Source organism: Lentzea miocenica, from assembly GCF_033949945.1.
GTDB classification, from domain to species: domain Bacteria; phylum Actinomycetota; class Actinomycetes; order Mycobacteriales; family Pseudonocardiaceae; genus Lentzea; species Lentzea miocenica.
Genome location: NZ_JAXAVW010000007.1, coordinates 173,841 through 198,436 on the forward strand (window position 1 = coordinate 173,841; position 24,596 = coordinate 198,436).

The 24,596-nt window shown below is 69.7% G+C and carries 21 protein-coding genes; 15 read left to right on the top strand and 6 right to left on the bottom strand.

Annotation, left to right across the window (positions count from 1 at the left end; genetic code table 11):
- The first annotated feature begins 13 nt into the window (after nucleotides 1-13).
- From SK803_RS10560 to SK803_RS10590, 7 genes are all read left to right on the top strand, one after another.
- Nucleotides 14-1,714, top strand: coding sequence for a 3-hydroxyacyl-CoA dehydrogenase family protein (locus SK803_RS10560; RefSeq protein ID WP_319965667.1), 1,701 nt, complete (start codon nucleotides 14-16; stop codon nucleotides 1,712-1,714).
- Between the two features lie 74 nt (nucleotides 1,715-1,788).
- Nucleotides 1,789-2,238, top strand: a complete 450-nt coding sequence (locus tag SK803_RS10565; protein WP_319965668.1) for a glycosyltransferase — start codon at nucleotides 1,789-1,791, stop codon at nucleotides 2,236-2,238.
- A gap of 152 nt (nucleotides 2,239-2,390) precedes the next feature.
- Nucleotides 2,391-5,000, top strand: coding sequence for a helix-turn-helix transcriptional regulator (locus SK803_RS10570; protein WP_319965669.1), 2,610 nt, complete (start codon nucleotides 2,391-2,393; stop codon nucleotides 4,998-5,000).
- Nucleotides 5,000-7,678 (top strand): ATP-binding protein, encoded by a 2,679-nt coding sequence (locus SK803_RS10575; protein WP_319965780.1) that lies wholly within the window; start codon nucleotides 5,000-5,002, stop codon nucleotides 7,676-7,678. The genes SK803_RS10570 and SK803_RS10575 overlap by 1 nt, the downstream gene beginning before the upstream one ends.
- A gap of 394 nt (nucleotides 7,679-8,072) precedes the next feature.
- On the top strand, nucleotides 8,073-8,747 hold the full coding sequence (locus tag SK803_RS10580) for a PAS domain-containing protein (protein WP_319965670.1): 675 nt from the start codon (nucleotides 8,073-8,075) through the stop codon (nucleotides 8,745-8,747).
- A 6-nt stretch (nucleotides 8,748-8,753) separates the two neighbouring features.
- The gene (locus SK803_RS10585; RefSeq protein ID WP_319965671.1) at nucleotides 8,754-10,109 is read left to right on the top strand and encodes an aldehyde dehydrogenase family protein; all 1,356 of its coding nucleotides are present in this window, start codon (nucleotides 8,754-8,756) and stop codon (nucleotides 10,107-10,109) included.
- A gap of 13 nt (nucleotides 10,110-10,122) precedes the next feature.
- Nucleotides 10,123-11,124, top strand: a complete 1,002-nt coding sequence (locus SK803_RS10590) for a beta-ketoacyl-ACP synthase III (protein ID WP_319965672.1) — start codon at nucleotides 10,123-10,125, stop codon at nucleotides 11,122-11,124.
- A 51-nt stretch (nucleotides 11,125-11,175) separates the two neighbouring features.
- Here the strand turns inward: SK803_RS10590 and SK803_RS10595 are convergent, their stop codons facing one another.
- Together SK803_RS10595 and SK803_RS10600 are read right to left on the bottom strand one after the other, a co-directional pair.
- Nucleotides 11,176-11,580: a DUF6069 family protein gene (locus SK803_RS10595; protein ID WP_319965673.1), complete on the bottom strand. Its 405-nt coding sequence runs from the start codon at nucleotides 11,578-11,580 to the stop codon at nucleotides 11,176-11,178.
- Nucleotides 11,581-11,608: 28 nt separating this feature from the next.
- Entirely contained in the window at nucleotides 11,609-12,319 is a 711-nt protein-coding gene (locus SK803_RS10600) for a Crp/Fnr family transcriptional regulator (protein WP_319965674.1), read from the bottom strand.
- Nucleotides 12,320-12,430: 111 nt separating this feature from the next.
- On the opposite strand from SK803_RS10600, the gene SK803_RS10605 reads away from it, so the two are divergent.
- Together SK803_RS10605 and SK803_RS10610 are read left to right on the top strand one after the other, a co-directional pair.
- On the top strand, nucleotides 12,431-13,351 hold the full coding sequence (locus SK803_RS10605; RefSeq protein ID WP_319965675.1) for a PucR family transcriptional regulator: 921 nt from the start codon (nucleotides 12,431-12,433) through the stop codon (nucleotides 13,349-13,351).
- Nucleotides 13,352-13,466: 115 nt separating this feature from the next.
- Complete coding sequence (locus tag SK803_RS10610; protein ID WP_319965676.1) at nucleotides 13,467-14,231, top strand: PucR family transcriptional regulator; 765 nt, start codon at nucleotides 13,467-13,469, stop codon at nucleotides 14,229-14,231.
- A 2-nt stretch (nucleotides 14,232-14,233) separates the two neighbouring features.
- On the opposite strand, the gene SK803_RS10615 is transcribed toward SK803_RS10610, so the two are convergent.
- The gene (locus SK803_RS10615) at nucleotides 14,234-14,656 is read right to left on the bottom strand and encodes a YciI family protein (RefSeq protein ID WP_319965677.1); all 423 of its coding nucleotides are present in this window, start codon (nucleotides 14,654-14,656) and stop codon (nucleotides 14,234-14,236) included.
- A 130-nt stretch (nucleotides 14,657-14,786) separates the two neighbouring features.
- On the opposite strand from SK803_RS10615, the gene SK803_RS10620 reads away from it, so the two are divergent.
- Both SK803_RS10620 and SK803_RS10625 read left to right on the top strand, forming a co-directional pair.
- Complete coding sequence (locus SK803_RS10620) at nucleotides 14,787-15,179, top strand: CoA-binding protein (protein WP_319965678.1); 393 nt, start codon at nucleotides 14,787-14,789, stop codon at nucleotides 15,177-15,179.
- Between the two features lie 81 nt (nucleotides 15,180-15,260).
- Nucleotides 15,261-16,154, top strand: a complete 894-nt coding sequence (locus SK803_RS10625) for a ParB/RepB/Spo0J family partition protein (protein ID WP_319965679.1) — start codon at nucleotides 15,261-15,263, stop codon at nucleotides 16,152-16,154.
- 3 nt (nucleotides 16,155-16,157) lie between these two features.
- Here SK803_RS10625 and SK803_RS10630 read toward each other — a convergent pair whose 3' ends face one another.
- Nucleotides 16,158-17,252, bottom strand: a complete 1,095-nt coding sequence (locus tag SK803_RS10630; protein WP_319965680.1) for a helix-turn-helix domain-containing protein — start codon at nucleotides 17,250-17,252, stop codon at nucleotides 16,158-16,160.
- A 127-nt stretch (nucleotides 17,253-17,379) separates the two neighbouring features.
- On the opposite strand from SK803_RS10630, the gene SK803_RS10635 reads away from it, so the two are divergent.
- Nucleotides 17,380-17,961, top strand: a complete 582-nt coding sequence (locus tag SK803_RS10635) for an NUDIX hydrolase (RefSeq protein ID WP_319965681.1) — start codon at nucleotides 17,380-17,382, stop codon at nucleotides 17,959-17,961.
- A gap of 326 nt (nucleotides 17,962-18,287) precedes the next feature.
- Here SK803_RS10635 and SK803_RS10640 read toward each other — a convergent pair whose 3' ends face one another.
- A complete protein-coding gene (locus tag SK803_RS10640) occupies nucleotides 18,288-19,247 on the bottom strand; it encodes a hypothetical protein (protein WP_319965682.1) in 960 nt (319 codons plus the stop codon).
- 209 nt (nucleotides 19,248-19,456) lie between these two features.
- Here SK803_RS10640 and SK803_RS10645 point away from each other — a divergent pair, with 209 nt between their 5' ends.
- The gene (locus SK803_RS10645) at nucleotides 19,457-21,280 is read left to right on the top strand and encodes a S8 family serine peptidase (RefSeq protein WP_319965683.1); all 1,824 of its coding nucleotides are present in this window, start codon (nucleotides 19,457-19,459) and stop codon (nucleotides 21,278-21,280) included.
- Between the two features lie 142 nt (nucleotides 21,281-21,422).
- Nucleotides 21,423-21,893: an RICIN domain-containing protein gene (locus SK803_RS10650; protein WP_319965684.1), complete on the top strand. Its 471-nt coding sequence runs from the start codon at nucleotides 21,423-21,425 to the stop codon at nucleotides 21,891-21,893.
- Nucleotides 21,894-21,913: 20 nt separating this feature from the next.
- On the opposite strand, the gene SK803_RS10655 is transcribed toward SK803_RS10650, so the two are convergent.
- Nucleotides 21,914-22,534 (bottom strand): L-threonylcarbamoyladenylate synthase, encoded by a 621-nt coding sequence (locus SK803_RS10655; protein ID WP_319965685.1) that lies wholly within the window; start codon nucleotides 22,532-22,534, stop codon nucleotides 21,914-21,916.
- A gap of 100 nt (nucleotides 22,535-22,634) precedes the next feature.
- On the opposite strand from SK803_RS10655, the gene SK803_RS10660 reads away from it, so the two are divergent.
- Entirely contained in the window at nucleotides 22,635-24,281 is a 1,647-nt protein-coding gene (locus SK803_RS10660) for a glutamate--tRNA ligase (RefSeq protein ID WP_319965686.1), read from the top strand.
- The last annotated feature ends 315 nt before the right edge of the window (nucleotides 24,282-24,596 follow it).

The window sequence follows — 24,596 nt, forward strand, 5'->3', positions numbered from 1 at the left end:
GAAGGAGACGGACATGCCACTGGTGATCGGTGTGGTGGGGCTGGGCAGCCTCGGTGAGGGCCTCACGAAGGTCCTGCTCGTCAACGGGGCCGAGGTGATCGGCGTGGACAGCGATCTCGAGGTGCTGGCCCGCGTCCACCGCAGGCTCAGCGGTCCTCAGCTGAGCCTCGCGACGGAGCTGATCGACCTCAAGCGGGCCGACCTCGTCATCGAGGCGCTGCCGGAGGACCTCGGCGTCAAGGAAACCGTGCTGCGACGGCTCGTGGAGGAGTGCGCGCCGGGCACGGTCTTCCTCACCACCACACCGACACTGTCCGTGGCGAAACTGGCCATCGCGTCCGGCGCACCGGATCGCGTCGTCGGACTGCGTTACTCCATTCCGCCGCCGTACGGGCACCACGCCAGTCTCATCGGCACGTCCATGGCGTCACCCGAGGCACTTCACCTGGCGCGCAAGGCGGTCCGGCTGGCCGGCACCGAGATCGTGAGCATCGGCGGCCGGCCCGCGGAGGCCGCGACCGCGCTGCTCTACGCGTGCATGAACCGCACGATGAACCTCGCCGACGCCGGCTACGCGACCGTCGAGGACCTCGACACCGCGATGAAACTGGGCTGTGGCCTCAAGTTCGGGCCACTGCACCTGCTCGACCTGATCGGCCTCGACACGGTCAGGGACGCGCTCCGGAAGCTGCACGAGATCACCGGCTCCGACTCCTACGTCCCGTCACCGCTGCTCGACCGCATGGTCGAGGAAGGCAGGCTGGGCCGCAAGACCGGCGAGGGCTTCCACCGCTACGACGACCGCGGCGAGATCATGCCGCCACCCCGCGACCGCGTGACCGAGGGCGAGCCGCGCGAGATCCGCTCGGCCGGTGTCGTCGGCGCGGGGCTGATGGGCCGCGGCATCGCCGAGATCCTGGTCGTGGCAGGCATTCCCACCACGCTCATCGCCCGCACCCGGGAAAAGGCCGAGGCCGCCCTGGACCGGATCCGTTCGTCTCTCACCAGACTCGTCCAGAAAGGGAGGATGTCCGAGCAGGACCGCCAGGACGTTCTCGCCCGGCTGACCGTCGGCACCAGCTACGAAGCCCTCACGAACGCCGACATCGTCATCGAGGCCGTCGCCGAGGACATGGCCGTCAAACGCGCTGTCCTGCAAGGCGTCGACGCCGTCCTCAAACCCGGCGCCATCATCGCCACCACCACCTCCAGCCTTTCCGTCACCGGCTGCGCGAACGCGACGAACCGCCCCGCCGACGTCATCGGGCTGCATTTCTTCAACCCCGCCCCGGTCATGAGGCTCGTCGAGATCGTCCGCACCGGGCACACCGCCGACGACGTGCACGCCACCGCCCACGCGCTGGTGAAGTGGCTGCGCAAGACCGCGGTCGACTGCTCGGACCGGGTCGGGTTCATCGTCAACCACGTGCTGTTCCCCTACCTCAACGACGCCATTCGCATGCTCGACCGCACCGACGTCACCGTCGACGAGATCGACACCGCGATCGTGACGGCGTACCACCACCCGATGGGTCCCTTCACCCTCCTCGACACCATCGGCCTGGACGTCTCACTCGCCATTCTGGAGACGCTCAGCGCGGCTTCCCCCACCGGTGAACCCGCTCCCGCCGAGGAACTGCGCCGTCTCGTCGCGGCAGGACACCTCGGGAGGAAAACGGGAAGCGGATTCCGTGGCATGAACAAAGGGAAGTGAGGGATTCCCGAGCATTCGTTGCCGTAGAACTGCCATCAGGCGGTTCGTCGTTCGCAGAGAGGTGGTCATCGCAGATGGCCGAGGAGGTCGGCACGGGACGGCGGCACGTCGCGATCTTCGCCAACCCTGAGCAGGGACAGGCACTTCCGGCGCTGGCCGTGATCGAGGAACTGGTGCGGCGCGGCTACCGCGTCACCTACGCCACCTCCTCCGAGGTCGCCGCCCGCCTCGCGCTGAGCGAGGCGACCGAGGGCAGGTGGGACGTGGTGGGGTTCCTCGACGACAGCGTGTCGCCGATCTCCCTGGCACGCGGGTACTTCGCCGACGACCTGCCCGACCTCGTCGTCTACGACGGCACCGCGGTCGACGTCGCCAGGGCCGCAGCCGAGACGTGGGACGGCCTGCCGGACGACGACTTCGTGGACGCGGAGTTCGGCGAGTTCCTCACCCGGTTCGGGCTCGCGTTCCTGCCGGAGAAACCCAGTCTCTACCGGGTTGTGCCGGGCCGCGTCGCGGCGTATTAGCTCACGGGCTGGAACCCGCGCCCGACTCGCCGCCCGCACAATGCGGAATCACCTGCCAGACTTCGGCACCTGCCTCGCAGAGTTTGCGGTCCGGTCACCTGGGGCATTTATCCTCAGCGCAGGTCATCTCTTCGAGCCTGAGGCGGTAGGCGGTGGACGACGACACGGGCCCCGTCACCGAGCTGTTCGGACGTGAGAGCGCGCTCACCACGGTGGCGCACCACACGACCGCCGCTCGGCGCGGAGCGGGCGCGCGGGCGGTGCTCGTGCGCGGTGCCCGCGGCTCCGGCAAGTCCGCCGTCCTGCGCCTGGCCGCACGTACCGAGACGCGGGCCGGGACGACCGTGCTGTCCGCGGCCGGACGAGGTGAACGCCGGCCGCTCGCCGTGGCCCGCCGGCTGCTCGTCCAGGCAGGTGTGATCGTTCCGGAACTCGCCGACCCGTCCTCCGCCGACCTCTACCGCGTGTACCGGGGCATGTGGCGCGATGTCGTGACGGCGGCCGAACGGTCGCCCGTCTGCCTGGTGCTCGACGACCTCGACCTGTGCGACGACGCGACCGTGCGCTGGGTCGACTTCGTGCTGCGCAGGCTCGGCGACGAACCCGTCAGCCTGGTGCTGTCCCAGCACGCGCCACTGGACGCCGAACTCGCCCGCGCGCACGTCGTCGACCTGCAGCCGCTGACCACGCCCCAGGTCGCCGACATGATCTCCACGACCCTGCACTTCCCGCCGGACGCCGTGTTCACGAGTCTCTGCCTGAAGCTGTCCGGTGGCATCCCGCGCCACCTCACGACCGTGCTCGCGGACATCCAGGCGGCCCAGGCGCTGCGGCAGGAGTCCGTCGAACTGGTCGCCGCACGACGGTTGCGCGACCAGCCAGAACATCTGCGCGCGATCGCCACCGCGCTGGTCGTGGTGCAGCAGGAAGAACTCGTCGGGCCGCTCGCCGGAGTGTCCGCGCGCATCGCCGAGAACGGGATCTCGGTGCTGCGCGAAGAACATCTGCTCGGCGACGGCCTGCCCGACCACGTCCGCGAGTGGTACCGCGCGGGCGTGCTCGACGTGCTGGACCCGGCCGAGGTCGCCGATCTGCGGCACCGCGCGGCCGTCGTGCTGGACGAGTTCGGCCACGACGCGCGGGCCGTCGCCGAGCAGCTCGTCCACCTGCCCGCCGTCGACACGCCGTGGATGTCCCAGGTCCTGCACGAGGCCGCGGCCGGTGGCCGGCCCCAGGACGCCGCGCGCTACCTGCGCAGGCTCGTCGAACTCCACCCCGACGACATCGAGCTGCGGGTCAACCTCGCGACCGGGCTGTCCCGGCACGATCCCGGCGGGGCCTGCGAACACCTGGCCGCCGCGTTCCACCGCACCACCGACCCGGACCTGCGGGCGGCGCTGGCCGTGAAGCACGCGCTGACCGGGCGGACGCGCACGTTCCTGCGGCTGGCCAGGGATCCCGCGCTGTCCGAGGACCTGACCACGCTGCTCGACGCCGTGCAGCTGTCGATCGACCTCGACGACGCGCACCTGGTGTCGGCGGCCGTGGCGAAAGCGGTGCCGCCGAAAGCAGGAGACACGACGGCACAACGGTGTCTGCTCGGCGTCGTCGCGGAAGCCACCATGCGTGGCGGTGGGTCGATCGACGTGGCCGTTGGACAGGCACGGGCCGCGCTCGCGGACTCGGAGGCGCTGACCGACTGGTCGATGCTGTCCGCCGCCAGCGTGTTGCGGGTCGCCGGGCACACCGCGGAAGCACTCGCCGTGCTGGACCGGGCCGTGAACGCGTTCTCCGGCAACGGGGATTCGCTCGCGCATTGCCGATCGCTGTTGCAGCGTTCGCTCGTCCACATGTCCCTGGGCGATCTGCCGCGCGCGACCCAGGACGCGTCGACGGCGGTCCAGGCGGTGCGCGCGGGCGGCTGGGACCTGCCGCGCGCGATCATCCTGCTGGCCTGGTTGTCGCTGCAGACCGGCAACATCCCTTTCGCGGCACAGCTTCTGGACGAGGTGAACGAGGACGACATCCGGCACCTCACGCCGGCCCACCGCGAATACCTCCGCACGTCCGGCTGGCTGGCGTTCCTGCGGGACGAGGTCGCCGTGGCCGCCGACCGGATGACGGCGTGCGCGTCGGTGCTGAAGGCGGTCGGGCTCAGCGACCCCAGCACGCTGCCGTCGTGGACCGACGTCGTCCAGATCCTGACCCTGGCCGGCCGGGACGCGAGTGCCGCCGTGCGCGAGGTGGACCGGCTGGCCCAGGCGTGGCCGTCGCGCGAGTCGGCCGCGTTCTCGTTGCTGGCCAGGGCTTACACCACGTCCGGGCCGGCCGCTTTGGACATGGCGAAGGCCGCCTCGGCCGGGTTCGCGGCGGTGCCGTCGCTCATCCAGCAGGCCCGCACGGAACTGCTGCTGGGCCAGCGGTGGACGGGTGCGGGTGAGGCGCGCGAGGCACGCGCGCACCTGCGGGAAGCCGTCGGGCTGGCGCTGCGGGCAGGGAGCAGGCCGATGGCTGACTCGGCCAGGACGCTGCTGGTCGGCGCGGGCGGCCGGATGCCCGTGTCGTCCACTGTGGACGGGCTGGCGCTGCTGACCGTCAGTGAGCGCAAGGTGGTCGAGCTGGCCGCGGCCGGTGTCACGAACCGGGCGATCGCCGACCACCTGTTCGTGACGCTGCGGACGGTCGAGGTGCACCTCACGCGCGCCTATCGCAAGCTCGGGATCTCCAGCCGCGCGGAGCTCCCCGACGTCCTGGCGTCGTGATGGTCCTGCTCGAACGCGAGGACGAACTGGCGCGGCTCACCCGCGCGGTGCGGCGGGTCCGGGACGGTCACGGCGACCAGTTCGTCATCACCGGACCGCTCGGTTGCGGCAAGTCCGCGCTGCTCGAAGCGATTCGCGCGGATGCCACCGGCGTGCGCGTCCTCACCGCGAACTGTTCGTTGCTGGAGCAGGACTTCGCGTTCGGCGTCGCCCGGCAGCTGCTCGAACCCGCGCTGTCCCGCACCGGCGACTGCGATCGGCTGTTCGCCGGGCCCGCTGGTCTGGCCAGGTCGGTGTTCGCGGTCGACGCGCCGGTCGACTCGGCGTTCGCCGTGCAGGAAGCCGCGGTCAGCGGGCTCACCGCGCTCACCCACGCGATGAGCGCCGACCAGCCGACGGTGCTGCTCGTCGACGACCTGCAGTGGGCAGACGACCCGTCGCTGCGGTGGCTGGTCACGCTCGCCAAGACGCTGGAGCACCACCCGATCCTGCTGATCGCGGCGACCAGGGACGGCGAGCGCAGTCCGTTGCGGCGCAACGAGATCCGGCCGGAACCGTTGTCGTCCACCGCGATCGCCGAGCTCGTCGAACGCCGCACCGGCCGGCGTCCCGACGAGGAGTTCGTCGCCGCCTGCCACACCGTGACCGGCGGCAACCCGCTGTTCCTGTGCGCGGTGCTGAGCCACGTCACCAGCCCGGCCGCCGACCAGGTCCCGCACGTCCGAGAACTGCGACCCGCACGTCTCAAGGAACGGCTCGTGCGCGGCCTCGCCGCCCAACCGCTCCACGCCCAGAACCTCGCCAAAGCCGCCGCCGTGCTCGGCGACGACGACCTCGTCGGGCAGCTCGCCGGGCTCACCGAGGCGCAGGCCCGTGAGGCGCAGCGGACCCTCGACCAGGCCGGGCTCGTGACCAGCAGGCCCGTGGTCCGCGACGCGATCGAGGAGTCGATGCCGGTCGGTGAGCGCGAGGACTGGCAGTCCAGGGCCGTGCAGCTGTTGCACGACAACGGAAGGCCCGCCGAACAGGTCGCCGCCCGGTTGCTCACGGTCACCACGACCCAGGGCCGGTGGGCGGTCGAGACGCTCCGGGCCGCCGCCGGTGTCGCGATGCGCCGAGGCGCGCCCGAAGTCGCCGCGCGCTATCTGCGCAGAGCGTTGCGAGACGTCCAGGGGAACTCCGAACAACGCGCACGGCTGCTCGTCGACCTCGCGACCGCCGAACGGTTCTTCGACCCGACGGCATCCGTGCGGCACATCACCTATGCCGTGCCGTTGTTCCGTGAGGTCAAGGAACGAGCCGCGGCACTTGTGCGCATCGCCCCGACGGCACTCGGATCGGCGCCACGGCCCGTGCGCGACCTCATCGACCAGGTCGCCGCCGACCTGCGCCACAACAAAGAGCTCGCGTACCGGCTTGAGGCGCGCCAACGGTACGTGTGGCACTCAGACCCCGCGTTGCTCGCCGACGCGGTGCTTCGTCTCAAGCAGATCGACGGTGTCACGCCCGGCGAACGCGAACTGCAGATCATCCTGCTCGACGCGGCCATGTTCACCGCCCGCATGCCCGCGCACGAGGTCGCGGACATCGCGAGCAGGGTGCTGAAACAGGAAGAACCGCACCCCAGGCACGTTCACACCGCGATTCCGTTGCTGATCAAGGTGCTCGCCGCCGCGGACGCTGCGCACGAAGCCGTGCCGTGGCTCGACCGGGCCCTGAGCCAGGCGACGAACACCGTGGAACAGGCGTTGATCCGCGCGCAGCAGTCGTTCGTGCTGATGCACCTGGGTAAACCGGGGGAGGCGCACCGGGCGGCCGAGCACGCCGTCGACCTCGCGGTGCTGGACTGGCGCGGTGACACGACGACCGCCGCGATCGGGCTCACCGCCGTCGCGATGGAGCTGCGGGACCCCGGCCTGATCGCCAGGATCCTGACCTCGCGGCCGGACCGGGACGAGCCGCCCGGCTGCGACGCGGTGTACCGCATGCTGCACGCGACGGGGGAGGCGCTGGCGGGGGAGAACGCCCAGGCGCTGGACCGGTTCCTCGACTGCGGCCGCGTGTTCGACAGCGTCGGCTGGCGCAACCCGGTGCTGCTGCCGTGGTGCATCACCACGGCCAGGCTGCACGCCCGGCTCGGCGACCTGACCGCCGCACGGGACGCCGCCGCGCAGGCGTGGGACCGGGCCGTCGAGTGGGGCGCGCCACTCGGCGTCGGGCGGGCGCTGTACGTGCTCGGCCGCTACACACCCGGCCGCAAAGGGCTCGGGATGCTGCACGAGGCCGTTCAGGTGCTGCACGCCAACCCGTTCGAACGGGCGAAGGCGCTCCTTCAGCTAGGTGCTCGCGAACGCGCCGACGGCGACCCTCAGGCTTCCGGGCACCTGGACGAGGCATATCGCCTCGCGGTCGAATCCGGTGCGGAAAGACTGGCCCGGAGAATCGCGAAGGAACTCGACGGTAATTCGCCCGGCATTGTCGTGGCACTGACCCGCGCCGAGTTCAAGGTCGCCGGACTCGTCGTCCGCGGTCTCACCAACGCCGAAATCGCGGAAGAACTCACCGTGACCTCGCGGGCGGTCGAGAAGCACCTCACGAACTCGTTCCGCAAGCTCGGCATCCGCCGCCGAACGGAACTGGCCGGCGCCCTCGCGCGGGCCTACCCGCCGCCCGCGTAACACCGGCGACACATCTATGAATTTCTTGTGCGTATTTCCCGCACAGTTGAGCGGCACCTCAGTTACCGCACGGTGCCGTCTCGATCGGCGCTGACGTTGAACCCGCAGCTCAGAGCGGTAGCGCGTGATCAGGTGAGACGCACCCGAAACGTCCTACCGAAATACGCGGACGCCTCCCCGAACCCCCGGCCCACCCCTACCACAACATTAGGGGCCACCCCTCACACCTCGTTGACCGGGTTCGCCAGATCTTCCTACGATTCAACGTGTCAAGGTGAGAATCGGGAAATAAACCTAGATCGCCTGGCGACCGCCTCAAGTTCTCTTCTGCCTCGAAATGCCACACGCAGTCGCGGAACACAGAGTTCGACGAGATCGAGAGGGATACTCTCCGATGCACACTGTTGCCGCTGGTTCTCTGGTATCTGACCACACCACCGTCGTCCCGGACGCCGACGTGTTCCGCTCGTTGCTCGAACGGTCCGGCCTCTGCCTCGCGCGCCTCGACCTCCAGCTGCGCGTCGTCGAGGCCAACGACGACTTCGTGACCCAGTTCGGCCATTCCCGCGAGTCACTGCTCGGCCGCAGCTTCTACGAACTGCTGCACCCCGGCGTGCACGGCCCGATGCGCAAGCAGTTCGACCGCCTCGTCGAGGGCCGCCGCCAGCGCTTCGTCGAGCACCTCGCCGGCATCGGCCCGCGCCACGCCGTCTTCACCGGCGACATCACCGGCATCGCCGTCCACGACGCGCACGGCGACCTCGTGCAGTTCGTCGTCGTCGTGAACCCGGAGAAGGGCGAGCAGCCCAACGCCGTCGTCGTCGACCGCAACCGCATCCTCACCGAGCTCGACGCCCGCATCCTCGAGGGCATCGCCACCGGCGAGTCCACGGTCCGCCTGGCGTCGCGGCTCTTCCTGTCGCGCCAGGGCGTCGAGTACCACGTCGGCACGATGCTCAAGAAGCTCAAGGCCCCCAACCGCGCCGCGCTCGTCTCCCGCGCCTACAGCCTGGGTGTGCTCAGCGTCGCCAGCTGGCCGCCCCGGGTCTCCGCCGACTACATCAAGTAGGCCGTCGTGGAGGAGATCCTCGACAGGGCGGCACACGCCGCCCGTGAGTGGGGCACGACCCGGCCGGACGAGCGGGCGGCGGCACTGGACGCCGTCGCCGACGCGCTCGACCGCGAGACCGGTGAGCTGGTGGCGCTGGCGGAGTGGGAGTGCCGGCTGCCCGGCGGGAGGTTGCGCGCGGAGGTGGGGCGCACCACCTTCCAGCTGCGCTCGTTCGCCGAGTACCTGCGCTCGGGTGCGGTCAACGGGGTCGTTGTCGACCGCGCGGACCCGGAGTGGCCGCAAGGGCCCCGGCCGGAGCTGCGGCGCATGCTGGTTCCGCTCGGGCCGGTCGCCGTCTTCGGGTCGACGAGTTACCCGTTCGCGTTCTCGGTGGCGGGCAGCGACACGGCGTCCGCGTTGGCCGCGGGCTGCCCGGTCGTGGTCAAGGCGAGCCACAGCTATCCCGATCTCGCGGACCGCACCGCCGAGATCGTCGAAGAGGTGTTGCCCAAAGGCGTGTTCGCGCTCGTCCACGGACAGCGCCGCGCCCGTCAGCTCGTGCTGGACCCGCGGGTCAAGGCCGTCGCGTTCATCGGGTCCGCTCGGGTGGGCCGCGAACTGCACCACCTCGCCGCGACCCGGCCGGAGCCGATCCCGTTCTACGGCGGCTTCGGCAGTGTGAACCCGGTGTTCGTGACCAAGCGGGCAGCGCAGAAGCGTGGCCGTGAGATCGCGCGCGGGTTCGCTGAGGCGCTGGCTCAGCAGAGCGGGCAGCTGTGCACGAAACCCGGACTTCTCGTGGTACCAGAGGCTTTCGCTGACGACGTCGCCGCCGAGGTGCGCGCGTTGCGGGCGGAGCCGTTGCTCAACAAGCTCGTGGCCAAGCGGTACGAGACCGGTGTGGAAGCGCTGGCGGAGTTCTTGGACGTGCTGGTCGAGGGCGGTTCCGGGGCGGGTGGTCACGCACCGACGTTGTTGCGCACCACCGCGGCGGAGATTCTCGACGGCCACGACGAGGCGTTGTCCGAGTGCTTCGGGCCGGTGTCCGTCGTCGCGACTTACCGCGACAGCCACGAACTGCTGGAGCTGGCCGCCGCGTTGCCCGGGCAGCTCACCGCGACCGTGCACGGTGAGGACGACGATGTTCTGCCCGAACTGATCAGCGAGCTGACCGGACGCGCGGGCCGCGTCGTGTGGAACCAGTGGCCCAACGACATCGCGACGACACCCGCCATGCACCACGGCGGTCCGTGGCCCGCGACGACGTCGCCGTTCCACACCTCCGTCGGCGTGCGGGCCGTCGAACGGTTCCAGCGTCCCGTGGTGTTCCAAGGGTTTCCCAGCCACTTCCTCCCGGAAGTGCTGGCTGACGAACGGTGAGGAAGGTCGGAGAATGCGCGCAGCGGTGGTCGCGGGACTCGGGTCATGGCTCCCGCCGCGGGTGGTCACCAACGACGAGCTGACAGCCAAGCTGGACACGACCGACGAGTGGATCCGGACGCGGATCGGGGTCGCCACACGACATGTGGTCGAACCCGGCATGGCGACCTCGGACCTGTCGGTCGAGGCGGCGCGGCGGGCACTGCGGTCGGCCGGGGTGCCGGGCGCGGGAGCGGTGATCCTCGCGACCACGACGCCCGACCGGCCCTGCCCGGCGACGGCGCCGGAGATCGCGTCGCGGCTGGGGCTCGTCGACGTGCCGGCGTTCGACATCGCGGCCGTGTGCACGGGGTTCGTGTACGGGCTGGGCGTCGGGACCGGGCTGATCACGGCCGGGATCGTGGACAGTCTTCTGATGATCGGCGGGGACGCCTACTCCACGATCCTCAACCCGCAGGACCGCACCACGTCCGTCATCTTCGGCGACGGCGCGGGCGCGGTGGTGCTGCGGGCGGGATCGCCGGACGAACCGGGCGCGCTCGGGCCGTTCGACCTCGGGTCCGACGGCGAGCTGTCCGACCTGATCACCGTGCCCGCCGGCGGATCCCGCCAGCGGTCGTCGCGCGACATCGTGCCGCACGGCGACAAGTTCTTCCAGATGGAAGGACGCGAGGTCTTCGCGAACGCGGTCGCGCGCATGTCCGCCGCTTCCCGCAACGCCGTCAAACGGCAGGGCTGGGTCGCGTCCGATGTGGACAAGGTGATCGCGCACCAGGCCAACACCCGGATCCTGGACGCCGTGTCGGCGGAGCTGGAAGTGCCGCGCGACAAGTTCATCTCCAACATCACCGACGTCGGCAACACCTCCGCCGCCTCGATTCCGCTGGCTCTCGCGCACGGCGTGCGGTCGGGGGAGCTGAAGGCAGGACAGAAGGTGCTGCTGACCGCGTTCGGTGGCGGACTCACCTGGGGCGCCACCACATTGGTGTGGCCGGAGCTGAGCCTGTCGGAGTGAACGGCAGAACGGCCGGGAGGAACACCCTCCCGGCCGTTTCGCGGTCGAAAGCTACACCGGCAGCACGCGACGGAAGATCGGTACGGCGACCGCGGCCACGACGACGTGCATGACCATCAGCGCGACCACGCCGACGGCCGAGGCGCCCGGCAGGAAGAACACCGGGACGTCCGCGAGGAACGACAGCACCACGACGATCGGCACGAGCTTGCCGAGCGTGCGGGCGGGATCCTTGGCGCGCTTGCGGATCGACGCCCACGCGAACGCGGCGATGATCACACCGACCGCGGTCAGCACGACATATCCCTGGGGTTTCAGGCCTTCGACGGCGTTCGGGTCGGCCCCGAGTGCCTGGGCGATCCACGACACGGCCGCGTTGCCGGCCGCCGCGATCACGATGGCGGCGGCGACTCCCAGCACGACCTTTCCTGTGCTGGTCCTGGTTTCAGTGGGCATGGCTTCCTCGTTTCGGGAATGGCGGGAACTAGCGCTGCGCGGGCACAGCGGGCATGCCGACGCGCACCCGGCGGCTGAGCTGCGCCGGGTCGGTGAGGAAGATGCTCTTGCGCTCGATCGAGATCCACCCGCGCTGGGCGAAGTCCGAGAGCGTCTTGTTGACCGTGTCACGCCGGGCGCCGATGTACTGGCCGAGCTCCTCCTGGGTGAGGTCCTCGATCATCAGCACCGCGCCGCGCCGGTCGTTGCCGAACCGTCCCGCGAGGCGCAGCAACGCTTTCGCGAGCCGGGCGGGGGCGTCCATCTGCACCACGTCCATGCGCATCTGGTGCGACTCGCGTTGCCGGCGGGCGATGCAGCCCAACAGCCGCTCGGTGATCTCCGGGCACAGCGCGAGCCACTGCGTGAGATCGGCTCGTGAGATACGGCCCGCGTGGACGTCCGTGATCGCGACTGTCGTCGAGACCGAGGGCGAGGCGTCGAACAGGGTCGGTTCCACCAGGACGTCGCCCGTGCGGTGGAAGTCCAGCACCAGCTCGCGGCCGTCGGTGGAGGTGCAGCAGGTCTTCGCCTTGCCCGTGCGGATCACGAACAGGTCGTCGGTGCGGACGCCGAGGCGCAGCAGCACGTCGCCGCGGCTGAACTCGACCGGTTCCAGGGCGTGCGCGAACTGCCGCCACGCCTCGTTGGAGGGCGCGAGGATCGGTGGTCGCGCCGCGGCGACCAGCTGAGGTGCCATGCGCTCGACGTTAGGGTTGGCAACACTGGCGTGGCGCTGGAGAATGCTGGGGTTTTCCCCACGGCCCGTCCTGAAATCCTTCAAACGCGTGAAAGAGGGGAGGAGCAGCCTGTGCTTTTCGACGTCGGTCGCTTGTTGCACGAGGAGTTCCTCGCCGTCTACCGCGCGGCCGCCGCTGATGCCGACGGCTGGGAGGACGCGGCCGTGACGGTCGCGCACCGCGTCGGCGCACGCCTGGCCGCGGCGAAAGTCCCGGTCGCGCACGTGGTCATCGCCTTGCGGTCCACCGACAGGTTGCTGACCGAGGCCATGCTGGACGACGACGGCGACGCACGGGCGCTGGCCACCGCGGGCACCGCGTTGGCCGCGGAGCTGATGTCCGCGTTCTGCGCCGGTGACGACGGGCTGGCCGACGCGTTGCTCGCCGGCGGCGCACCCGATGGAGCCGCCGCCTTCTACACGGTCATCGCGGTCAGGGGAGCCTTGCCCGCACGTGTGGTAAGCGCTTTCCGCAAGCGCGGGCCGGTGCTTCTGGCGACATCCGGACATCTTCTGCTGCCGGTCACCGAAGCGGCCGCGCTGCCGTTGTGCCGGGACGTGTGCGAGGAGGTCGGCGGCGAGGTGTGGTTCTGCGTCGCGGAACGACCCGCCGCGCGCGTCGCGTTGGCGCGCAAGGAGGTTGACGACATCGACGCGCTGGTCGCGTCACTCGGCCGGCCGTCGGGGGTGTACCGCATCGACGACATGTTGTTCGAGAGTGCCGTGATGGAGACGCCGGAGGTCCGCGACGAGCTCGGCAAGGTGGTGGCGCCGTTGCTCGCGAACCCCGTTCTCGTGGAAACCGTGCTCGCTCTGCTCGAGGCGGACGGCAACCGGGCGGTAGCTGTCAAGAAGCTGTTCATCCACCGCAGCACGATCGACTACCGGTTGTGGCAGATCGAGCAGCTCACCGGACTGAGCCCGGTCAACCCTCGTGACCTCGCCGTTCTCGGCACCGCGATCGGCATGAGCCGCGCGAACGCCTTGGGCTGAAACGGTTCCGAAGACCCGAGGTGAACATCAAGCGTCCCTCAAGCCACCTGTGCCAACTGTCGACAGTTGCCTAACGTTCTGGTGCGACACCGTAGGGCCCTCAGGGAGGCGACGCGTGACCACCGTTCTGGACAGCAGGCTGCTCAACGACGTGCTGCGTGACATTCTCAGCCCCTTCGACCTTCCTCCGGTCGAGGACGTGGCCACCCGTCGTCAGCTCGCCAGAACGCTGCTGTCCGGCCGCGACAACGGGTCGTTCGACGGTCTGGCGCTCGCCTACGCGGTCATCGCGTTCTGCTCGTCCACTGAGGACGGTACGACCGGGGTGCTCGACGCCGTGCGGGACAACGCGGACGTGCTCGTGCTCGACGGCGTCAGCGGCGGTTACGTGCTGGCGCCATGTGCCCAGGACGACCACATGGAATTCGCCAAGGAGCTGCACGAGCGTCTCGGCGGCGAGGTGTGGATGGCCGTGGCGTGGGCGCCCAGGCGCGACCTGGCGGTGGCCCGTGCGACGGCCGAGGACGTGCTGCGGATCGCGTCCGGCCGTGCGCCCGGCGTCTACGAGCTGCGCAACGTGCTGGCGGACTTCGCGGTCCTGCGTCAGCCCCACGTCGCCGAACGGCTGACGCGCATGATCGAACCCGTGGTGGCGCAACAGCCGTTGCTCGACGCGTTGCGTGCGTTCATCTCCGAGGACGGCAACCGTGCGGCGGCGGCCCGGCGGTTGGACATCCACCGCAGCACGCTCGACCACCGTCTGCGGTTGGTCGAACGGCTCACGGGCTGCCGTCCGACCTCACCGCGTGCGCTGCTGACCTTGAGCGTCGCGCTGACCGCGCACTCATCGCCGCAGGTACCACTCCCGCACACTCACTGAGTTCACTGCTTTTGGGCGGCGATCTGCTCGCGCAGACGGTCCTCCTGCGCCTGGATCTCCGGCGTGATGACCTCCTCGAACGCCTCAGCGCCGTGGATCTGCCGGATCTCGACCTCGCCGGCCTGGAACGGCGCCTTCTTCAGCCACTCGACGGCGTCCTGCAGCGACGGCAGCTCCCAGATCCAGAAGCCGGCGATCAGCTCCTTCGTCTCGGCGAACGGCCCGTCGATGACCGTCGTCGCGCCCTTGGCGTCGAACGCGACCCGCGCGCCCTTGTCGCTCGGGTAGAGGCCGTCGCCCGCGAGCATCACGCCGGCCTTCACCAGCTCCTCGTTGTAGTTGCCCATCGCGGCCAGTTCCTCGGTGGTGGGCATGACGCCGTTCTCGGTGTCCTCGTTGCCCTTGACGATGACCATGAACCGCATCTCGATCTCCTCGCGTCTGGTGCTTCCGGTGCGTTTCTACCCAGCCGTCGATCGGGACGGCCGCGTTTCGACGAGCTTCGGCTGAATGTGACCGCCATCACATCATCGGGCACGCGGTTACGCTGGACCCATGCGCGAAGACGTCGACTGGATCCTCGAGAACTGCCAGGTCTGGGCCATCGTGGGGCTCTCGGACAACCCGTCCCGCGCGGCCCACGGCGTGGCGAGGTTCCTCCAGCAACGCGGCAAGAAGATCGTGCCGGTGCACCCGTCGGCCGAGACGGTGCACGGCGAGCAGGGTTACGCGACGCTCGCGGACATCCCGTTCGCCGTCGACGTGGTGGACGTGTTCCGCCGCTCGGAGGACGCCGGCCAGTTCGCGGACGAGGCCGTCGCGATCGGGGCGAAGGCCGTGTGGTTCCAGCTCGGCGTGATCGACGACGAGGCCTTCGGACGGGCGAAGGACGCCGGGTTGCGGATGGTCATGGACGTCTGTCCGGCGATTGAGTGGCGTTCCCGGTGACCGAGTAGCTAATCTGCCCTGGTCGTCCTTGGCCATCTGGGGGTCCTGAGGACGAAATCGGCCTGGGGGGCTTGGTTTCGCATGCACGTTGACATCGACGCGCTGCAGCTCGCGGATTCGCCGCGACTTGGTGGCTGCAGCGAGGAGTTCGTTCGTTCACTCGCGTCTTCTGACGCTGATCTACCGCCGATCGTGGTGCATCGCGCCACGATGAGAGTCGTGGACGGGATGCACCGCCTGCGGGCTGCCAGGTTGCGCGGCAGTCGTTCCGTCGAGGTCGAGTACGTCGGCGGGCCGGTCGAGGACGTGTTCGTCCTGTCCGTGTCCGCGAACATCTCGACGCTCTCGACCGCGGACCGCGAGGCGGCGGTGCGGCGGTTGCTGCGCTCGCATCCGCAGTGGTCGGACCGCGCCATCGCGGCTTCGACGGGCCTCGCGGCCAAGTCCGTCGGCGTGCTGCGGCGCGCGGTGGGCGGACGCGCCGAGGTGCGCGTCGGGCGGGACGGCAAGGTCCGTCCGCTCAACTCGGCCGCCGGCCGCCGGCTGGCCGGGCGGATGATCGCCGAACGGCCCGACGCGTCGTTGCGTGACATCGCGCGGGCGGCCGGGGTGTCGCCGGGGACCGTCCGGGACGTCCGGCGGCGACTGGCTTCGGGGCTCGACCCGGTGCCCGAGCGGATGCGCGCCGCCGAACGGACCGGAGGTGACGTGGCGGCGACGCGGACCGAGGTCCGGGCGCCGGACACCACCCTGCCGATCCTGCGTCGGGATCCTTCGTTGCGCTTCAACGAACACGGGCGGCACGTGCTGCGGTGGCTGGAAGCGCACGCGGTGTCGTCGGGGGAGTGGTCCGCGGTGGTCTCCGGGGTGCCCTCGCACTGCCGGGAACTGGTGGCGGACATGGCCCGCGGGTGCGCCGAGGCGTGGGTGGAGATGGCGGAGGCGCTGGAACGGGAGGATCGGGCCGCCGTGTGAGGCTCAGGCGAACAGGATCTCGTTGATCTCGCCGGACACCTCGCGCCCCGCGGCCGGCCGCAGGCGGTACAGCAGCTTGCTGAACGTCGTCAGGTCGATGTGCACGGTCGCGGACCGCACCTGGCGGATGTCGTCCAGCAGGTCGACGACCAGTTCGCAGGCGTGGTCGACGTGGCCCGCCTCGGCGTGCGCCAGTGCCCGGCGCAGGCCGAAACGGGTGCGGGCGCGCAAGGCGCCCGGCGCGATCAGCGGGAGCTGGGTGTCCAGGATCGCGGCGGCTTCTGCGTGCCGGCCCAGGTCGTGGAACGCCCAGGCTCGCGCGATCGCCACCTGGTCCAGCACGCTCGTTGTGCCGTAAGGGGATTCGCCCGCGGCCTGCTGCCACCGTGCCGCCCGGTCGAGGGCGTCCTGGCACCGGTCCTCCGCGCCTGCCAGCGCGTAGCCCAGGGCTTCTCGTTGCGCGGCCCCGGCTTTCACCGCCGGCGAGCGGGACTTGCTTGCGCGCCGAGCGAAATCGACGGTCGCGTGGGCGTCTCCCCGGTACAGGGCGAACTCGGCGGCACGGACCAACGCCCAGGCCTCGAGTTCCAGGTCACCGCCCTTCACCGCGTACTGGACGGCCCGTTTGGTCAGTTCCGCGGCCGAGGCGTCGTCGCCGCGTTCCTGTTCCATCCAGCCGGCGTACTCGGCGTACCGCGCGGCCAGCAGCCACAGGCCGCGGCCCAGGCCGGGGTCGTCGGCGGAACGGGCCATGGAACTGAGGAAGTCCACCTGGGGGCGCAGTCCGCCGAGCACCACGTCGGGACTGAGTCGGTGCCCCAGCGCGCGATGCTGCTCGAACATCGTGTCGTAGGTGAGCAAAGTGGTGTGGTCACTGGGAATCTGGCGGACCGGAGCATCGGCCAGTTCGACCAGGCGGCCTTCCGCCCGCAGCGCGTCGTCGAAGAGCCGGGCCATTTCGGGGTTCGGCTGAACCTGCCCGTTCTCGATCTTGCTCAGGTGGCCCTTGCTGTACGGTACGAGGCCGGTCATGCGGGTGAGCGAGTACCCGCGCTCGTTGCGCAGGCGGCGGACCTCCTGGCCGAACGTGGGCGACACGGCTACACCCCCTCGCCAGTAGTGTCTCCGGCTTCAAACCCCCGGATACCAGATGTCCACGAATTGTCCGGAGATTGACGATCAACTGGAACTAAGTGAAGTGGTCGTCGATGGTTCCATGTGAGTCATGGTGATGACGCGCTCCGACGAGGCGGCTGGTGTGGTGATGGTCTGGCAGCGCTTGGCGACCAACGTGGTCCACCGGTCCCAGTGGTTCGAGGTGCGCGCCGACGACGTCGTCAGACCGGACGGCGGGCATGGCACCTACACGCACGTGGTGGCACCGGGATCGGTCACGGTGCTGGCGATCCAGGACGACGACCACGTCGTGCTGACCCGGCAGTGGATCTACACGCACGGCGGCACCGAATGGCGGCTGCCCGGCGGCGCCGTCGACGACACGGACGACGATCCGCTCGCCGCGGCCCGGCGGGAACTCGCCGAGGAGACCGGGCTGCGCGCCGAGAAGTGGGAACGGCTCGGCCAGATCCACGGCGCGGACAGCCTGAGCAACCACGTCGACCACATCTTCCTCGCCACCGGCCTGACCCAGGGCGAGGCGTCGCTCGAGCCCGGCGAGGCGGACCTGCGCGTGCGGACCATGCCGTTCTGCCACGCGCTCGACCTGGTCCGTCAGGGCATGCTTCCGCACGCGGGCAGTTCGCATGCGCTGCTCGTGATGGCGTTGCGCCGCACCGCCCAGAAATAGTGTTTCAAGGGTTTCCTGATTTCGCTGGAAACAGGAAACCCGTTCTCATTCGACTGGCGGAAAGCCACTCTTGGTGCATCGGCGAGAACATCAGCCCGAAAGCCAGTCAGAATGAGAAGGTGAATTTCTCGATGAGAATGATCTGCTCACTCGCCACCGTCGTGAAGGTTGCCGCGATCTGCCTTTTCCTGGGATTCGTGGTCGGCAGTTTCTTCATGGTATCGGTGATCTGACCCGACTTCGGACTGCGGTTCTCCCTTAGCCCACAAGGGAGGTGTCAGCCGTGGAACCGCATTTCTGTGTTGAGATGATCTGAACTTGCCAGATCAGACCCGTGGCGACCATTGGACGCCGTAGCCGCGGCCCTGACGAGGATGCGGGAACGACACGTCGATCTCCCCGATCTCGTCCACGGGCAGCTTGCGCGGCCACGGCGTCAGGTCGTCGGTGTCGCGCGCCAGGGCCTCCTCGACGCGCCACACCGAGTCTGGCAGGTCGTCCCGGTCGAAGCGGACCCGCAACCGGAACGACTCGCACATCCGCTCCGGCCAGAACACGTAGGTCGGGCGCATGGACTGTCCCCGCGGCACTCGCACCTCGAGTGCGAACTGGTGTGTTTGTCCCGCGTTGAGGGGTCGGGGCAAGCGCAGCTTCATGAGGAAACGCCGAGGGGACGGCCGTTCGTGGCCGATGAGCTCCACCCCGTGCAACACCTCCACGTCCAGGTCGCCAGGAGCGCCGTCGGGCGTGGGGGAGGGGATCGTGATGGACCACGCGATCTCGTTGACACCGTCGGTGTCGGCCACGACGGTCCGGCGTTCCGTGCACGCGGGCGTCGGGCCGTCCAGCTTCAGCAGCGCGTCGAACTCCTTGACGTGCCACAGTTCCGACGGCGCCACGTGTGCCGTCGACGGGGCCGGCTGCAGTGCCACCTCCACCAGGCGCTGCAGCCCGGCCTCCATCCTCCTGCGCACCGTGCGCGCGCCGCGGTCCTGTTGCTTCGCGAGCCACTCGATGCGTTCGTTGAGGAACCGGAACTGCGCTTCCTCGTGCAGTCCGAGCGGTGCGAGAACCGCGCTGCGGACCTCGACCGGGAATCCGCGCGCCGCGTTCGTCACCCAGTCCCGCAGTTTCGTTCTCACCGCTTCCGCGCCGTCGGTCTCCACGACGCCGCACACCTGCCTCAGCGCCGGGCCGACGTGCAAGTCGATTCCGGGAGTCTGCACTCCGCGCCCGCGGCACAACGTGCGCAGTTCTTCCATCAGCTGCTCAGGTGAGACAGACATCCGTCCTCCGCGCGCGGAAATGCTTCGCCGGGCATGTCGGGCATGCCTGCCGTGACGTTACTCCGGATGGATTCTTCTACACCGTCCGACGAGATGATCACCGCCGATCGACTGATGTTCTGACCTGCTCTTTCGCGGTAACGTGCTGGTCACGGGCGGTGACTGACCTCCGGTCGCCGCCATCCCTGCCTGATGTGGAGGTTGGATTCGTGCTGCGCACAATAATCTCAGCCCTGGCCGCGTTCGCGCTGATCAGCGGCGTTCCTGCCGTCGCTGCCCCGGTTGAGAGCGCTTACCTGCTGCAGTTCCGCACCACCCTGTCCGACGCCCAGCGCCACCAGCTCAAGGGGCTCGGCGTGCGGCTCGGCGCGTTCGTCCAGGACGGCACCTACGTCGCCCGCATGACGAGCACCTCACGCGTTTCGCGGTTGAACTACGTCCGCGAGGTGCGCCCGTTCCAGGCCCAGCCGCAGATCGCGGCCCTGGGCGGCTCCTCGACCTACCTGATCGCGCTGGCCGAGCAGGACGCGCGGGACCAGAAGATCGTCGCCGACAAGGTGAAGTCCTTGGGCGGCAAGGTGAACGAGATCTCCGAGAGCCGTGAGCACATCATGGCCACGCTGGACGCGGGCCAGGCGGCGCAGCTCGCGAAGCTGCCCGCCGTGATCGCCATCGACCCGGTGTCCGCGCCGGAGACCGACATGGCGATCTCGCGCGAGTCGTCCGGTGCCAACCACATCGAGACCGCCGGCGGCTACCGCGGCCAGGGCGTGCGCGGCGAGGTGATGGACGGCGGCCTGCGCACCACGCACCAGGAGTTCCGCGCCCGTCCGCCGGTGATGCACACCGGCAACTCGACGAGCACCTCCCACGGCACCTCGACGTACGGGCAGATCTTCGCGTCCGGCGTCTCGTCCGCGCACCGCGGCCTGCTGCCCGAGGCACAGGGCATCTTCGCGGTCTACAACTCGGGCGACCGGTACGCGCACACCAAGCAGCTCGTCGATCCGGCCGGCCAGTACAAGGCCGTGTTCCAGTCCAACAGCTGGGGCGACGCGCTCACCACGTCCTACACGGCGATCTCGCAGCAGATGGACCGGATCGTGTTCGACCACGACATCCTGATCTGCCAGTCGCAGAGCAACGCCGGCACCCGCAGCTCGCGCCCGCAGGCGTGGGCGAAGAACGTGCTGTCGGTCGGTGGCCACTACCACTACAACACCGCCTCGCGCACGGACGACAAGTGGAACGGCGGAGCGTCGATCGGCCCCGCCGCCGACGGCCGCATCAAGCCGGAGATCTCGAACTTCTACGACCGCATCGACACCACGACGTCCACCAACGACACGGCTTACACGACGTCGTTCGGCGGCACGTCCGGCGCCACGCCGATCACCTGCGGCAACGCCGGTCTGCTGTTCCAGATGTGGGCCGACGGCGTGTTCGACGGCGCCCCCGGCAAGAAGCGCGACGTGTTCGCGTCCCGCCCGCACGCGGCGACCGCGAAGGCCCTGCTGATCAACACCGCCGACCAGCACCCGTTCACCGGCACGACGCACGACCAGACGCGCACGCACCAGGGTTGGGGCACCGCGTCCGTTCGCAACCTGTACGACCGCGCGAAGGCCGGTGGCTGGAAGCTGCCCGTGCTGGTGAACGAGACTGACCTGCTGACCACGGGCCAGACCAAGCGCTACTCGTTCACGTCCAACGGCCAGACGCCGTTGCGCGCGACGCTCGCCTACACCGACCCGGCCGGTTCGCCGACCGCGGCCAAGGCGACCGTCAACGACCTGACGCTGAAGGTCACCGCGCCCAACGGCACCGTCTACTGGGGCAACAACGGCCTGCTGGCCGGCAACTGGTCCACGTCCGGCGGCGTCGCGAACACCGTCGACACCGTGGAGAACGTGCTCGTCCAGGCACCGGCGGCGGGCACCTGGACCGTCGAGGTGGTCGCGACCGCGGTCAACGTGGACGGTCACACCGAGACGGCCGCCACCGACGCCGACTACGCGCTGGTCGTGTCGTAACTGGCGTTCAGGACGGTGGCGGCCGGGCCGCCACCGTCCTGACCTGCGGATTGCAGAAACCGCGCAAGAACTCCCCATGATCGCCTCGCCAGGGTTCCTCTCGAACGCACCGGACCGCCGGTGCGGAGGAGGGGATTTCGAGATGAAGAGGGTTCTCAGCAGGGTGGTGCCCGCCGCACTGGCCGTCGCCGCGTCCGCCGGACTGTCCGTGGCCGCCGCCCAGCCCGCCTCGGCCGCCGTGACCTGGCAGTTCCAGGGCTCCGGCACGAGCTCCTGCCTGGACGGCTTCGACGGCCACCGGGAAGGCGACGTCTACATCACCGGGTGCAACACCGGCCGGTTCCAGAAGTTCAGGTGGGTGGGCTCGTTCGGCCGCCAGACCCAGCTCGTGAGCGACGCGACCGGCCAGTGCGCCTGGCAGGAGGGCCTCACCGCGGGCCTGACCACGTGCAACGGCTCCCCGTCGCAGGTCTGGGTCGTCAGCGGGTCGGCGTCGCGGGCCATCATCAGGAAGAACGGCACCAACTACTGCCTGACCCGGCTGGGCACGACCAACGTCCGTCTGCAGACCTGCGACGGCAATCGCTACCAGGACTGGGTCCGCCGCTCCTGACCGCTATTCGAAGCTGTCCGTCATTCGAAGCGTTCGGCGTCGCCGGCGCCGTAGCGGATGATCTCGGGCTCACCGCTGGAGAAGTCCACGACCGTGGTGGGCGTGGTGCCGCACTCCCCGGAGTCGATCACCGCGTCCACCGCGTGGTCGAGGCGTTCCTTGATCTCCCAGCCCTGCACCAGCGGCTCGGCCTCGTCGGGCAGCAGCAGCGTGGACGTGAGCAGCGGCTCGCCCATCGCCTCGAGCAGCGCCTGCGTCACGACGTGGTCGGGGATGCGCGCGCCCACCGTCTTCTTCTTCGGGTGCATCATGCGGCGCGGCACCTCCTTCGTCGCGGGCAGGATGAACGTGTAGCCGCCCGGTGTGGAGGCCTTGATCGCGCGGAACACCGCGTTGTCGACGACCACGAACTGGCCGAGCTGCGCGAAGTTCTCGCACATCAGCGTGAAGTGGTGCTTGTCGTCGAGCTTCCTGATCTCGCGGATCCGGTCGATGCCGTCCTTGTTGCCGAGGCGGCAGCCGAGCGCGTAACAGGAGTCGGTCGGGTACGCGATCAGGCCGTCCTCCCGCAGGATGCGCACGGCCTGTTCGATGGCGCGCTTCTGCGGGTTGACCGGGTGGACGTCGAGGTACTTGGCCATGGCCGAGCAGCTTAGGCCGATCACCGAGGGGCCAGCATTTCGGCTCGCGCACGTTGATAACCTGGGCGTACTTCTTTCCCCGGTTTGGAGACCCTCAGCGATGCTCGACCGTGCCGTCGTCGACGCCCTGTTCCCCTCGGATCTGCCCGAGCCGTCCCACTGGGAGCAGCAGTACCCGCCCCGTGAGCTGGGTGAGGGCGCCAAGGTCACGCGTCTGGGCCCGTCGCCGACCGGGTTCCTGCACATCGGCGGCCTGTACGTCGGCATGATCGACCGCGATCTCGCGTCGCAGTCCGGCGGCTCGTACATCGTGCGCGTCGAGGACACCGACCAGGCCCGCGAGGTCGAGGGCGCCGTCGACCAGTTCAACCGCGCGTTCGCCTACTTCGGCATCGAGCCCGACGAGGCCGACTCCGTCGGTGCGTACGGCCCGTACCACCAGTCGCAGCGCGAGCAGATCTACCTGACCTACGTCCGTGAGCTGCTGCGCTCCGGCAAGGCGTACCTCTGCTTCGCCACGAAGGACGAGCTGGCGGACATCACCGCGCGTCAGCAGGCCACCAAGCTCCCCACCGGCTACTACGGCCGTTGGGCGATCTGGCGTGACAAGACCGCGGAGGACGTCGCCGAGGCGCTCGAGGCCGGTCGTCCGTACGTCGTCCGCTTCCGCTCGCCGGGCAAGGCGGGGGAGCGCACGTCGTTCGTCGACGCCATCCGCGGCTCGCTGGAGCACGAGGCCAACCGCAACGACGTGGTGATCCTCAAGGCCTCGGACCAGTCGCCGCGCCTGCCCACCTACCACTTCGCGCACGCCGTGGACGACCACCTGATGCGCGTGAACCTGGTGATCCGCGGCGAGGAGTGGATCTCGTCGGTCCCGACCCACCTGCAGCTCTTCGACGCCCTGGGCTTCGAGCGGGTCGAGTACGCCCACATCGCGCCGCTGATGAAGCAGCAGGGCGGCTCCCGGCGCAAGCTCTCGAAGCGCAAGGACCCGGAAGCCTCCGTCGAGTTCTTCATCGAGGCGGGCTTCCCGGCCGAGGCCGTCCAGTACTACCTGCGCGGCCTGGTGAACGCCCGCCTGGCCGACCTCCCGCTCGCCGAGGCCCTCGCGGCACCGATCTCGCTGGCCGAGTGCGGCGTCGCCGGCCCGCTGGTCGACCTGGTGAAGCTCGAGGACATCGCCGCCGACTACGTGGCGACCCTCTCCGGCGACGAGATCGTGGACCGGGTCTCGGCCTGGGCGTCGACCTACGACCCGGCCCTGGTCACCGTGCTGGCCGACGCACGCGACGAGGCCCTGGCGGCCCTGCAGGTCGAGCGCGGCCCCGAGGTGGCCAACCCGCGCAAGGACCTCCGCAAGTGGTCCGACTTCCGCACGGCCTACGGCTTCTTCTTCCCGTCGCTCTTCACCCTGGTGACCGACCGCGCCGACGAGCGCCTCGGCGGCCTGGCCCCCGACCTGGTCGCCACGTTCGCCGCGGACTTCGCCGACAACTACGCGGACGTCGAGGACGGCCAGGAGTGGTTCGGCCAGATCCGCGAACTCGCGGGCAAGCACGGCTTCGCGCCGAACCCCAAGGAGTTCAAGAAGAACCCGGACGCCTACCCCGGCTCCATCAAGGAGGCGGCGCAGCTGATCCGCGTCGCCCTCACCGGCTCGAACCGCAGCCCGGACCTGCACGCCGTGGCCCGCACGCTGGGCAAGGACGAGGTCCTGCGCCGAGTGCGCGCGCTCGCCGGCTGATCCGCCGTCGACCGGCCCCTGGCTCCTACGGGAACCGGGGGCCGTTCGCTGTCCGGTGCTCCGCCCGACGACCGCGGCGCGGTTTCCGCATGGCGAGGTGGCCCGCGCCGAAGGCGCCATCTCGTGGCGATGCGAAGCGAGCTGTAAAGAGCGATGCCGCGCCGGGTGCGCCCAGGTGCGATGGACCGCTGGGCAGCGGTGCACCCCCCAGCTTTGCGATTGGGGCTTTACCTTGAGGGGGCGGGATGCTCCCCTGGGTGGGCTCGGCCGGGGCGCTTTGTACCCCGGCTTTTGAGGCCGATTCAGCATCCCGCC

What these genes read in the sequence shown, in the direction of transcription:
- SK803_RS10625 (WP_319965679.1), top strand. Translation starts at nt 15,261, where the DNA reads ATGCACGTTGACATCGACGCGCTGCAGCTCGCGGATTCGCCGCGACTT.
- SK803_RS10575 (WP_319965780.1), top strand. Translation starts at nt 5,000, where the DNA reads ATGGTCCTGCTCGAACGCGAGGACGAACTGGCGCGGCTCACCCGCGCG.
- SK803_RS10615 (WP_319965677.1), bottom strand. Translation starts at nt 14,656, where the DNA reads ATGCGGTTCATGGTCATCGTCAAGGGCAACGAGGACACCGAGAACGGC.
- SK803_RS10590 (WP_319965672.1), top strand. Translation starts at nt 10,123, where the DNA reads ATGCGCGCAGCGGTGGTCGCGGGACTCGGGTCATGGCTCCCGCCGCGG.
- SK803_RS10595 (WP_319965673.1), bottom strand. Translation starts at nt 11,580, where the DNA reads ATGCCCACTGAAACCAGGACCAGCACAGGAAAGGTCGTGCTGGGAGTC.
- SK803_RS10640 (WP_319965682.1), bottom strand. Translation starts at nt 19,247, where the DNA reads ATGTCTGTCTCACCTGAGCAGCTGATGGAAGAACTGCGCACGTTGTGC.
- SK803_RS10660 (WP_319965686.1), top strand. Translation starts at nt 22,635, where the DNA reads ATGCTCGACCGTGCCGTCGTCGACGCCCTGTTCCCCTCGGATCTGCCC.
- SK803_RS10650 (WP_319965684.1), top strand. Translation starts at nt 21,423, where the DNA reads ATGAAGAGGGTTCTCAGCAGGGTGGTGCCCGCCGCACTGGCCGTCGCC.
- SK803_RS10620 (WP_319965678.1), top strand. Translation starts at nt 14,787, where the DNA reads ATGCGCGAAGACGTCGACTGGATCCTCGAGAACTGCCAGGTCTGGGCC.
- SK803_RS10580 (WP_319965670.1), top strand. Translation starts at nt 8,073, where the DNA reads ATGCACACTGTTGCCGCTGGTTCTCTGGTATCTGACCACACCACCGTC.
- SK803_RS10655 (WP_319965685.1), bottom strand. Translation starts at nt 22,534, where the DNA reads ATGGCCAAGTACCTCGACGTCCACCCGGTCAACCCGCAGAAGCGCGCC.
- SK803_RS10565 (WP_319965668.1), top strand. Translation starts at nt 1,789, where the DNA reads ATGGCCGAGGAGGTCGGCACGGGACGGCGGCACGTCGCGATCTTCGCC.
- SK803_RS10560 (WP_319965667.1), top strand. Translation starts at nt 14, where the DNA reads ATGCCACTGGTGATCGGTGTGGTGGGGCTGGGCAGCCTCGGTGAGGGC.
- SK803_RS10635 (WP_319965681.1), top strand. Translation starts at nt 17,380, where the DNA reads ATGGTGATGACGCGCTCCGACGAGGCGGCTGGTGTGGTGATGGTCTGG.
- SK803_RS10600 (WP_319965674.1), bottom strand. Translation starts at nt 12,319, where the DNA reads ATGGCACCTCAGCTGGTCGCCGCGGCGCGACCACCGATCCTCGCGCCC.